An 11,861-nucleotide genomic window follows, 5' to 3' on the forward strand; every position below is an offset into this window, starting at 1 on the left:
GTATAAAACTGTCCGGCATTTACAATGTCGGACAGTTTTAGTTATTAGAATCTTGGTTTTTGGTTTATCCTTCCTGGTATTCTTGGAACAGGTAAACCACTAAGTAACCCAAATTCTACTCTTTGTTTAATTGCCTCACGTACTATATATTTTACTTCTGAATCTGTAAATTTACCTGTAGCTTTTAAAGAATTCATTAATGCTTTAGTATACTCTAAGTTAGTAGGGATATCGCCATCCTTAGCCCCGCCTCTTCTGTATTGATCCCAGAATTCTTCCAAACTTTCATGTGCATTATAATGTGGCGAGTTTACATCTTTGAAAGCATTACCTTCTAATTTGGTAGCCTTACCATCATTAGTTGGGATAATATCTCTATAAGCAGCATCCTGGTTTAAATGATGGGATTGACCTGGTATTGATTTGTTTTTCTTTAAGTTGCCATGTCTATCAACAATAATTTTTCTAGTTTCACACTTCTTCATCAACCCAAGAGGATCAATGAACTGCACGGGATCACCGTTGACGTAGGCAAAGCGATTAAAGGTCTGACCGTCCGTGATTTCCCCTTGGAGAATATCCCGATTCAGGAATCTCTTCAGTCCAGGGTGATAGTATCGTGCACGCATGTAGTACAGGCCATTCGGGTCGGTCATGACTCCGTCCCGTCCATTGTAGCAGAACGGCTGATGGGTAGTTCCTTCGTGGTGCTCCAGTTCCCCATACACACCGTATGAGTAGCGGTCGGTGACGATTCCTTTTTCATCAGTCAGAATGGTGGTACTTCCCCGCTTGTCATAGTGGTAGGAAAGATACTTTCCATTCGCATCTTCTCGACCAATCAGTCCAAGGCCATAGACATAGTAGGCTTTAGGTTTTCCGCTTTCGTCCAGTTCCATCAGGACACGGCTTAACTCGTCAGTTGGATCGACTACATATCGGGTGGTTTTTCCGTTCCAAATCAGAGCAGTACGGATATTTTCGGCATCGTAGGTATAGGTGGTTTTGCTGGTTCTTACCAGGCGATTGCGAGCATCGTATTTGTACTCTTCCAGTTGTCCGTTTTCTGATACAGACAACAGATTTCCATCTTCGTCGAAGGTAACCGGACTTCCATCCACCGTGAGCAGTCGGTTGTCTTTGGAGTAGGACATCTCTTTGGTTGGCTTGTTGCCTACTTCCCCAATTTCCGTGATGTTCCCTGCCTGATCATACAAGTACCATACTTTTCGTCCCGGCCACGCTCCACTGGTTAAGCGACGAAGTGCATCGTAGGTGTACTGTTTTTCCTCTTCCTGGATGATTTGCCCAATTTCATTATACACATATCGATACTGCTGAAGCATGATACCTTGACTGGTTGTATCCCACAATTTAACCAATTGACCAGCTTCATCGTAGGCTCTTTGTTCTATGGTTCCATTGGTTCGTTCGGTTCGGATGAGTTGGCCATTGGCATCGTATTCGTGTGTGGTGACGCGTCCTGCCCAATCTTCAACTCTAGTCAATTGACCTGTAAGATCGTAGGTGTAGGTTACTTCTTTTCCGTCTGGATAGATAAGTTTGGTTAGTCTTCCAGCTTCATCATAAGCATAGCCAATGGTATTGCCAAAGCTATCTGTGCTGGATACGACACGACCTAAGAGATCGTAGACACGGCTTTTTTCACCGCTACCTTCTTCGGCAATTCGTACGACTCGACCTTCAGCGTCGTAGCCCATCTGTACCGTACTTACTTCATCTTTTACTTTAAGAAGCTGGCCTGCGGTATCGAATTGGTAGTTGGTTTCTTGTCCCCGAGCATTGGTTTTTTGTTTCAGCCAACCACGTTCGTCGTAGTTATAGGTGGTTGATTCACCCGTGGCATTTCGCTCTTCTAATAGAAGACCGCTTCGGTCGTATCTTCGGGTCGTCTCGTTTTCGTTGGCATCTGTATAGCTGACGAGTCGGCCTTCTCCATCGTAACGTTGTTTGTAGACCGCTGCGTCGTTCTCAAGAACTTCGGTTAATCGGGAAGCGGCATCATAGGCAAAGCTAGTTTTCTGTCCTAGCGCATTCTGTGTAGAAATGCACTGGTGCAGGGCATTAAACGACAGTTTTGTGGTACGGCCTAACGCGTCTGTTTGGGCGAGTAAATTGCCTGCCGCATCATAGGAATGAGAGGAAACTTTTTGTCCTTGTGCATCCCATACTTCGGTTAGGCGGCCGGACACATCGTACACGAAACGTTGTTCTCTTCCCAATGGGTCAGTAACACCAACGATCCGTCCCATTGCGTCTCTTTCAAAATGAGTTATGGCTCCATTCGGGTCGATGCGTGCAACTATCTGATCTTCTTTGTCATAGACAAATTTCGTCACGTTTCCGAGTGCATCGGTTACACTATCAATGGTTCCCGTTTGGTTGTAGGTATAGGAAGTTGACGCACCAGATGGAGTCTGTTCACGTACTCGCTGATCCCAGTCATCGTATTCGTAGGAGTATACTCTCCCTAACGGATCAATGACTTGCAGCAAATTGTCGTTGGCATCGTAGGTGCGCAGGACTCTTCCTTTGCGTGAATCTTCAAAAGCAGTCATCCGACCGATTTCATCATAATAAACACGAATCTGACGGCCTTCCGGATCTAGTGCTGCGTAAAGGAGACCGTTGTCATCATAAAGATAGCGAGTAACTGCACCTGTGAAATCGGTGTAACTGATTCGCTGACCTCGCTCGTTGTACTCAAGACGTGCTCTTAACTCATCTGGACGAGTCAGGCAAATGAGCTGCCCGTCTTCGTTATATTCGTAGGTGCTAATGCCGCCTTCCGCATTCGTTTCACGAATCAGCAAGTCGTGTTCATTGAATTCATATATGATCTTATTCCCCAGAGGATCGACGATTTCGATCAGATTTCCTCGGTCATCGTACGTATAGGAAGTAACCTCGCCACCAACGGATGTCTCCGAAAGCAACTGACCTTGTTCATTGTAGGTAAACCGTTCGATGCCGCCATCTTTGGTACGGTTCTCGATCAACAGCATGTTTTCATCGTGGATCAGCACTTCCTGTGTTCCACTACTGTTGGTAACCGTTGTAATTACTTTACCGGGGAGTGTTTCCTCATCATAGTCGAACTGACTGTATTCACCAGCAGGATTGGTTTGTCGGATGATTCGTCCGTCTTCATCGAAGGTGTTGACGTACTGAATGACTCCCGCAACCGCCAGACTTTCCAACTGCCCGTTGCTAGTATAGTGCAGGTCACTGACGATCCCTTTTGGGTCAGTAAAATGAACCAATTGCTTCGCATCGTTATAGCTAAAGCGGATACTCCGTGAATCATCATGAATCCGACGAAGAAGTCCCGATTCTGTGTAATCCAGCATAAGAGAACGTTTGGAAAGCTGATCGGTCAGTTTACTCAGACGCTGATGTTGATCATAACTGCAAAGAAGCGATTGCCCCAGTGCATTGGTATGTCGGAACAACTGCCCGTTTCTTCTAAAATGATACGTTTCTCTTGAACCCTTACAGAAAAGAACATAATGGTCGGTGTATTCACGAAGTTCATCATAGTACACGTCATGATCTTCTGAGCGATACAGGCCATTCTGTACATGTTTGAATTGATTCGATCTTCCTGTGTTCCACCATACCGTGATTTCTTCACGATGTTCATCAGGAAACGCCAGCTTCATCTCGTAATTATGGGTCCATGCTTTCCCCATGCTACCTTGTTGGAGCAACATCGAGTTGTAATGCAGTTCAAAGCTCCAAGTAGAAGCACCATATAACTGCATTGCCTGATGAACCACAAATTGCGCACCACTGCCAGCGTGGATCGGGTCGTTTTTGCAACTCTTTTTTGTAAAGGTCCTGGGATTTTTTTGAGACAAGTTTTTGCTTTGTTTCTTCGTAACGCTTTTTACTTTCGCTTTACCTGGTGTGTTCAACTTCTTCAGTTTGGCCGTTTGTTTCTTCATGCTGCTTTTCATGCTATCAACGGCATCTGCTATCTTTTTTTCAACTCTTTTGGCTTTTCTGGCTGACGTTAAAACTTTGCCTTTTGTTACCCCTTTGACCTTCTTGACAGCCTTTGCGAGTTGAGCTCCTTTATCTACTACCTTTGCAACGGTCTTGACTTTTTTCGCTGCTTTAGCCGCTTTAATTCCTACCTTGGCAGCGGTAGCTCCCCATCCGGCAAAGGGAATCATGGCAGCAAAGGACAGCACTGCACCTGCAAAATCGCCTCGTGCAAGTGAGATAACACCGTTGGCCAAGTCTGCTACTTCTCCAAGACCAGGGATTAACCCGACAATGTCTAATCCTAGTTGCAGGTTATCCAGAAAGCTATTGGATTCCTCTTCCTCGACAACCTCTTCCTCCACGGCTTCTTCGGGCAAATCCTCTACCACAACAGGTGCTTTGTAGGTTCCTTCCATCTTGATCATTGGTGCTTGCAGATGGGTTTCACCGTCTAGCATCACGCTGCTTGTGTCACAGACAAGATAAACGGCTTCCTGCGCAGTAATCTTAATTTTTTTATCCGCTTGCAACTCCAGATTTTGCTCGGTCGCAACGACAATCGGGAATTCGCTTTGGAACATAATTCCTTGATCCTCATGCAAGGAGAGAAAGACGCTCCCTTCCTTTGCCGTGAAAGAAAGGTCTTTGCCGCCCATCATCATCTCTTTGCCGAAGTTGGTGCCCCAGTATTTAATGCCTGGATTGGCGGTTTTCGGAGAGCTTGCTCCCCCTTTTCGCACCGAACTGATGGCAGTTGCTTCTTCTTCCTTGCTGTTGGGGAAATACAGCTTTACCGCATCCCCGAGTTGGGGCATGCAATAAAATCCGCTGTTGCCTTCTGCTGTGTAGAACGAGGAGTACGGGAACCAGTTAGCTTTGCTCTTTTCCTGCTTCTCGTCGATATCCAGATGAATACGGACGGTATCTTTGGCTACCTCGATAATCTTTCCTTCGAGTGCGGCACCAGAAAGTAAAGGGTTTACAATCTGGTTCTGACGGATTCCTTCCTTTGGCGCCAGCACGTGGGTGAACAGGAACGTGCCCTGTTTCATAGCTGCTGTGCTTTCGGCGACGAGTAGCTCCTGTCCTTGGAACGTAACCCGATCTCCCAGGCTCAGATAGCTTTCACTCTCCACTTCATAGCAGCGAAAAGCATCGACGGGTAAACTTGTCGCATAGCCGTTCTGGGTGGTCGTTAGAAAATCTGCCAGATTTTTGCTTACCTGATAATGGGTATTCTGCAATTCTCCCGGTCTTCCTTCTGCCATGCCAAACCAAAATTTCGGCTGGGGGGCAGTGGCATCTGGCACCAACACAGCTCCAAACCGAGAGGCCATTCGCTTCATGAATTGCCAGTCTGTCTCTTGATACTGCATGGCAATCGTACCCAGTTCAGAAGATTCCGACGCATGATCAATAAAATCTGCCCCCGGATAATCCTTCAGGATCTGATCCAGTAATTGGGGATAGATCATCTCCTTGTGTTGAAAGGAACGACTTTTTCGCTTTACATCCAGTGTAATCGTGTGGGATAGTGCCTCTATTTCGAGATAATAGATTCCTCTGACCGATCGAATGCCGATATCCGAGACAAGTCCACGGAACAGTGTACGTACCTCCAAGCCTTCTTTCAGTTGTTTCACTTCGATGGTGTCCGTACTTTTGGCCATCTCCATGTACTGATCTCTTTTCTCTTCCGGTACAATTCCCGTGAGCAAAAGTTTTGCGTGCTCGTTGACCTTATTTGAAATAGTAAGATCGCTTAATTTTTGTATCTGGTAAGGGGATATCACCTGGATATCTTCATAACCGATACGTCTATCTGCCGTTCTCACATGATCCCTCCACTCCCTATGGATTCATGCTGTCGTCTGTTTTCTGTGTTTGGGTTTTGCATCGCAAATTATTGATCCTGACCGTCATCTTCGATCTTGATTGTTCCTGCATACATGCACATGTTGGTACACTTGTTTAACAGGGCTGGCTGGTTCTCGATCAGGACGTCTGTTTTTCCGCTAATCCATGGCATAATTACGGCAGGAACACACGGCATCGGGGTGAGATTGCCATTGTTGGCTGCTGTAGCGGAGGCTACCGTTGGATTTTGTAAGCTGCTGCATTTACCAAAAGGCATAATGTTCACGTTGGGAATGTAGTCGTTGATGTTCATTTGTGCCTTGTTTTTGATGTAAACACCATGGCTAAAAGGTGTCTTCAGCTTATTGATCTTGTCGCCGTAACTGCAGGAAAGAATCGCCCCTGCCACCACATAGCTTTGTTGATCACCACTGCCGCTAACGATTTCAACGTCCTTTGGAAGCATAAAGAATCTCCTTTTGGTTCGTCTCTTTCTCTACTTTAGTCAAACGAATTCCCGTGAATTCCCTGCGTAACAGGCTCTCAGCCAACTCCAGATTGACCAGCACGATGGGCTCCCTGATGCCGTCAATTTGGAGAATGCGGTGTCTTGCCGCCTTCTCTTCCTCAATCAACAATCGTTTGAGCGAACCATCTTTGTGGAATTCAGTACGTTCTGACAAGCAATTCACTTTCGGAGGAGTCATGTGCCAGTATGTCTTTTGTCTTCCTCCCGACTGGTCGATGAGCGTAAGCGGACGAAGCTTGATCCGAGGTTCGAACTTGATCATGGTTTGTTTCAGCCTGTCGGAAAGTAGTGGCTGTGGACACTGGATGAAATCGATGAAATCTTGATTACCCTTCTTTCGTACAGGGATTTGAACGATTTCTTCCGCAGAATGTCTGTCCTGTCGCTCCTGATCGAGTAGCTGAGATACTCCTACAGGCTCAACCGCATCAGGATTTCGAAGGTCCTGTGTTAGCATGAAATAATTCATGGGCAGCCTCCTCGTTCGAATCTGCATCCAGCTTCCAGATGATACTCTTTCGCTGCTTCTCATCCAGCACGAGCTTGCCTCGATCTGTCTTTGCAAACACTGCATGATCCAGATTGGCACCTGCAAAGTTTACGTTTTCTAGATTGGCGCCGAAAAAAATGGCACCCCTTAAGTCCGCTCCACTGAAATCTGCGCCATACAAATTGGCACCTGTGAAATTCACACGATCGAATCCTGGCATCTCCCAGGTCATCGTTCTAGGTAGTCCGTTGGCTCCTTTTGCTTCCCGAAAGATTGCTTCATGCAAATCGCAATTCCGAAAATCTGCTTCATAAATCAGGCTATTGCTGAAATCCGTCCCAACTAAACTTCCGTGATTCCACTTCGTTCCAACGAGAATGCACCGAATCAGCTGGCTTCGTGACAGATTGCTACCACTCAAATCTGCATAACGCAAATCAATGCTTTCGTAGTTGCCTTCTGACAAATCCAGATGAGAATAAACCTCGTAGGCATAATCCAGACCTTTTTTTGTCTCGAACCATGCTTTGATCTGTTCCGCTTCTTTTTTGCTCCGATCCAGTTTGTACACAACTTCATTCAAATCCAAATACTCTCCAACCCGAACTTCCCATTCTTCCTCTATTTCTATCTTTTGAAATTCTTCTATCTTTACGGCATCTGGCATGGCATATCTGGCAAGGCTGACTATGTATTGGTTGATATTCTTTGCTTCTCGTAACAGGAGTTGTTCGATATCCGGGGGTGTGATCAGGCCTGCGTAGGCTTTTCTTGCCTCATCCAGCTCCTGCGCCGCTTGTTCGAGAAATCGAAAGGCCCAGCTTGCGTCATAGGACCACTGGCATTCCTGCTTGTCAAAATACCATCTGCGGTCATTTGCATCGATAAGGTAATGATCGCTTCCTGCCAAAATCTCTGTACGGAGCATGGAGTAGTTGATATAGCCGATTTTCCCCTTCTGTCCTGCAGTTTGTTGCTTGGTAATTTGGTTACATATTTGCCGAAATGATTCGATGAAGCGATCCGCTAGCTGCTCCTTATTCGTCTGAAAATAATCCTCTATAGCAAAGAGACACTCCTGAATCTTTGGACGTACGGTGTGTTCTTCGAAATGCTGCCATGCTTGCATTTTGTTCACGTGATTCCTCCTCTCTCCATTCTTTCTGCACCGTTATCTGTCATTAGTTCGTCTTAACTTCTTTTCCGTTGATGTTGATGTCTCCATCCATCTTGATTGTGCTTTCTTTGCAACTGATGTTGATCTCTTCCTTGGCTGAGATTACTACTTTTTTATCTGAACTCATCATGATGTCTTCTTGCGAGACCACCTTGATATTCTTTTTACTGAAGATAAGGATGCCGTCTTTTTCGTTCAGTTTGATCAGGGTTTCCCCATCCTTGGCACTGATCAAGATTTCTTCGGGACTAAACATAAGCTCCTTACCGTTGGCTGTACGGAAATACTTGATATCTGGATTACCCAGCTTGTTGTTGGTGCCTTCCTCCGAATTTTTGCGAACGGAACTGAGTGCGATCCCTTCCTCTTCTTTGTTCCCTGGGAAGTAGATACGGACGTGGTCATCTAACTCCGGCATGCAGTACCAACCGCTGTTTCCTTCCGCCGTATAAACGGATGAATAAGGAAACCAGGTCGCTTCACTTTTGTTTTGCTGTTCGTCAATTTCAAGATGAACCTTGACGTTGTCTTTGGCGACTTCGATCACTCGGCCTTGTACGGATAACCCTACGATTCCTTGGTGGTAGACCGTATTTTGACTCATCCCTTTTGGGGAACAAAGCGTGTAATGATGTTTGAGCAAGCTTTTGCTCATATGGGTGTAGGCTTCACAGACGTACAATGTTTTTCCCTTGAATGTAACTCCATTCCCGATTTCGAGCACCTTGTCAGTTTCTACTTCATAGTAGATGAAGTCATTCTCATCCAATGCGGGGTTGTAATTTTCTGATGAGTCCCGGAACGTAGAAAGACGTTTGCGTACGGAGTAATGATAATCCTCTAGCTTCCCTTTCATCGCTCCCGTCGGCACACCGAAACTAAACTTTGGTTTGTCAAACGTGGATGCTGGCACCAGCCCTGTGTGAAAACGGGAGGCCATACGTTTGAGAAACTGCCAGTCTGTCTCTTGGTACTGAATCGTAAACTTGCCGAGTGCAGCCCCTTTGGACGCCTCATCCATGATGTCCATTCCCGAATATTCGGAAGCAATTTTCTTTAACAATGCTGAATAAGTCATGGCTTTGTTTTGAAACGAACGGCTCTTTCGTTTGACGTCCAAATTGTACGAATGAGAGACTGCCTCTACTTCCAAGTAATAAATCCCTCGTACGGCCTTGACTTCAATGTGCAAGACAATTCCGGCGAAAATGGGAAAGCTGTTGCCATCGTCATCGATCTGACTGACTTCGATCTGCGTCTCTGGAGTCGTCATATCTACATAACTATCCTTGCGTTCTTCCGGAACAATGCCTGTAAGGTACAGGCGTGAGTGGTCGTTGATTTTTTTGGTGATGCGCAAATCCTGAATATTGATCAATTGGTACGGAGCTAATTGCAAATTGTTATAGGCAATGACAGAGAGGTTCATTGCAGACTCCCTCCCTTCACGTGATCGCATTGCTCAACGATCTCTACTGACTCTAATACTCCCCTTGCGATGGGTTGCCAGTCTTCCATTTGGTCGATTGTACAGTTGAAGGTACATAGCAGGGCTTTGCCTTCCAACGAAATAAAGAACATCAATTGATAAACATCCGTGTCCAAGGCAGGGGTAATGCACTCGCAATACCCGATTTGGTGTCCGTTCGTTTCTCTGATGCCTTCTCCAATCCATTGTGCTGCCGGTTGTGTCTTCTTCACGATTTGAACCATGGCATCTGTAAACTTTTTCATTTCTGATTCGACGAGCGAAGTAGGTATATGATTGAAGGCAATATTGATCGAGGCTGACGTGTCGGTATAAATGAGGCCAGGTCTTCGCTCGGAAGGATATTTGAAAGATGCCATTTCTTGAGACATGACCTTGAATGACTTGGGCATTCGGATTTTGATCTTTTCCGAGAGAATGCTTCTCTCTTCCAGTGGAATGTGCTCATCACCAATCACGATAAAGGCTTGTTGCAAATTCTGACCAAAGCGTTGAGGCTGAGTATTACGCCGATCATCTGAAGAATGTGTGTTATCTTCCAGTTCGTTCATCATGTGAATGATTTTTTCATCCATACGCTCCATTTTTTCACCTTCCTTTTGGCACTTGCCTAATCCACAATGACTCGCTGACGTCCACCAGGCAGGTCACGACGAACACGGCTTCCCGTACGAATTTCATCCAGAATAATTCCAAGATATTTGTGGATTTGTAAATTAGAATAGTCCTTAAAACCTGATCCCAGCCGATTGCTTACATAGTAAAGAATGAGCTGTCGGTCAACAGTACCTTGTTGCATGCATTGCATCGCAAATGAAATATCATACGGATGAGATGCCCCTGCTTGCAATGCTTCGGTGGCGAAATAGCGGAGGATCGCTGGATGCAATGTGCTTCTTTCATACCCCGCATACTCTACGTGAATCAGTTGTAATGTGTTGAATTCTGTGGCAAGGTCTCCAAAGCTCTGGTATTGTGATCGGAGCTGTGCTCCTTCTTTGAGCTTGAATCGCGCCAACTCCATTTCATTCGTATGAATTTGGACTCGTTCATCCAAGGCGATTTCTGTCTCGTAATAGGTGTAATCACTGGTTGATTGTTCTTCCTTGAAACGTATCTTCAACAGTGTTTCTTTGCCCGAATTGGTATAGCAAAGCTGGCATTCATTGGCGAGTATGTAGATTCTGCCTTGGTGCTTCACGATTCCCTTGGTAATGGTAAGAGAATCGTCTCCTACGAGTACATCTGCACCCGTAATGATGCCATCTGAGAAATCCTGGAATAAAATCTCAGTAAAGTCTCGTGGGTAATCCCGCAAGTTCTCCAGCATTTCTTTTTTTAAAATTCTCCCTTTCAGGAAGTGTGGAAAGTGATTGGAAAACAATGCTGTCCCCTCTTCCTTTACATGCCATATTTACTTCCAACCATCGAAGAAGTCTAATTCAGACAGATCATTTTCGAAGGCGAAGAAGCGTTTTTTGCCGAGATACAACTGTTCTTTTTGTCTGGCCACAGGAACGACATGAAATCCCCAATCGCTTTCTGCGGAGAATACAAAGAACTTCACTTCCCCGTTAAAAATGGAGTCTGTATCATCTTGTGGTATTTTGTTTCCAAATCTCTCTTTGATCTCTTGATACACGACAGGTCGATAGGTCGAAGCATCATTTTGATAAACATAGGTTTGGCGCACGCGCTCTTCACTGTCTTTCAGCATGAACTCAATCTCGGCTGCTTCGATCGGTCGTGATATGAAGCCTTGAATTTGACTTAGCTTCTCTTGATGCTGGACCAGGATTTTCTCTCGCTTGTTGTGAGTGAATGACGTTACGGAATAAGGAACAATTGGAGCATGGTTGGTGATGCTAGTTTCGATAAAGCCGACTTTGCGAGCATTGAGGTATCGGATGGCACCTCGCAGGCAAGATAGCTTTAAGTCAGGCACTTTGTCGGCATCTTCTGCTTTTTGTTTAAATTCAATGCTGCGACCAGGAACGAACTCCTTCAATGCTTCTTTGAACAAGTCAATTCGGCACGATTGCCCCGTTAATTTGATGATCGAATAGTCTTGGAGCTTGCCTTCCTGAAAGAAATCATCCAGGAATTTACGCACAATCTCATAAATATCTGCCTTGATTAGTTGGTTGATCTCCTTGATCGTGAAAACAACATCAGGGAATTCATACACATCGGCAAATCTTCCTTGCTCTCGTACAGATAAAGCCCACCGTTCGACTGCTGTAATTTTGAGATCGTTATTTCTTTGATCATTGCTTTCCGCATGGAATCGATTTCGCAGCATGCCTGT

General features: G+C 45.4%; 7 protein-coding genes and 1 pseudogene. All 8 read right to left on the reverse strand.

Translation table 11 applies throughout. The features are described from left to right. Positions 1-44: 44 nt before the first annotated feature. Complete coding sequence (locus ACPW7N_RS17750) at positions 45-5,846, reverse strand: RHS repeat-associated core domain-containing protein (RefSeq protein WP_425652444.1); 5,802 nt, start codon at positions 5,844-5,846, stop codon at positions 45-47. A 68-nt stretch (positions 5,847-5,914) separates the two neighbouring features. Continuing rightward, a complete protein-coding gene (locus ACPW7N_RS17755; protein WP_425652445.1) occupies positions 5,915-6,334 on the reverse strand; it encodes a DUF4280 domain-containing protein in 420 nt (139 codons plus the stop codon). Continuing rightward, the gene (locus tag ACPW7N_RS17760) at positions 6,315-6,866 is read right to left on the reverse strand and encodes a serine protease (RefSeq protein ID WP_425652446.1); all 552 of its coding nucleotides are present in this window, start codon (positions 6,864-6,866) and stop codon (positions 6,315-6,317) included. The genes ACPW7N_RS17755 and ACPW7N_RS17760 overlap by 20 nt, the downstream gene beginning before the upstream one ends. After that, positions 6,826-8,016, reverse strand: coding sequence for a pentapeptide repeat-containing protein (locus ACPW7N_RS17765; protein WP_425652453.1), 1,191 nt, complete (start codon positions 8,014-8,016; stop codon positions 6,826-6,828). The genes ACPW7N_RS17760 and ACPW7N_RS17765 overlap by 41 nt, the downstream gene beginning before the upstream one ends. A 52-nt stretch (positions 8,017-8,068) precedes the next feature. Next, positions 8,069-9,493: a contractile injection system protein, VgrG/Pvc8 family gene (locus ACPW7N_RS17770; RefSeq protein ID WP_425652447.1), complete on the reverse strand. Its 1,425-nt coding sequence runs from the start codon at positions 9,491-9,493 to the stop codon at positions 8,069-8,071. Beyond that, positions 9,490-10,137, reverse strand: coding sequence for a hypothetical protein (locus tag ACPW7N_RS17775; protein WP_425652448.1), 648 nt, complete (start codon positions 10,135-10,137; stop codon positions 9,490-9,492). The genes ACPW7N_RS17770 and ACPW7N_RS17775 overlap by 4 nt, the downstream gene beginning before the upstream one ends. A 26-nt stretch (positions 10,138-10,163) precedes the next feature. Next, on the reverse strand, positions 10,164-10,937 hold the full coding sequence (locus ACPW7N_RS17780; protein WP_425652449.1) for a DNA and RNA helicase: 774 nt from the start codon (positions 10,935-10,937) through the stop codon (positions 10,164-10,166). 30 nt (positions 10,938-10,967) lie between these two features. Beyond that, positions 10,968-11,861: pseudogene (locus tag ACPW7N_RS17785) on the reverse strand (molecular chaperone); the annotation flags it as partial.

It is taken from the genome of Brevibacillus nigriterrae, assembly GCF_049846925.1.
GTDB lineage: Bacteria > Bacillota > Bacilli > Brevibacillales > Brevibacillaceae > Brevibacillus_H.

Excerpts from the sequence above, each read along its gene's own strand:
- ACPW7N_RS17775 (WP_425652448.1), bottom strand. The coding sequence starts at position 10,137 with ATGGAGCGTATGGATGAAAAAATCATTCACATGATGAACGAACTGGAA.
- ACPW7N_RS17760 (WP_425652446.1), bottom strand. The coding sequence starts at position 6,866 with ATGAATTATTTCATGCTAACACAGGACCTTCGAAATCCTGATGCGGTT.
- ACPW7N_RS17770 (WP_425652447.1), bottom strand. The coding sequence starts at position 9,493 with ATGAACCTCTCTGTCATTGCCTATAACAATTTGCAATTAGCTCCGTAC.
- ACPW7N_RS17755 (WP_425652445.1), bottom strand. The coding sequence starts at position 6,334 with ATGCTTCCAAAGGACGTTGAAATCGTTAGCGGCAGTGGTGATCAACAA.
- ACPW7N_RS17765 (WP_425652453.1), bottom strand. The coding sequence starts at position 8,016 with ATGCAAGCATGGCAGCATTTCGAAGAACACACCGTACGTCCAAAGATT.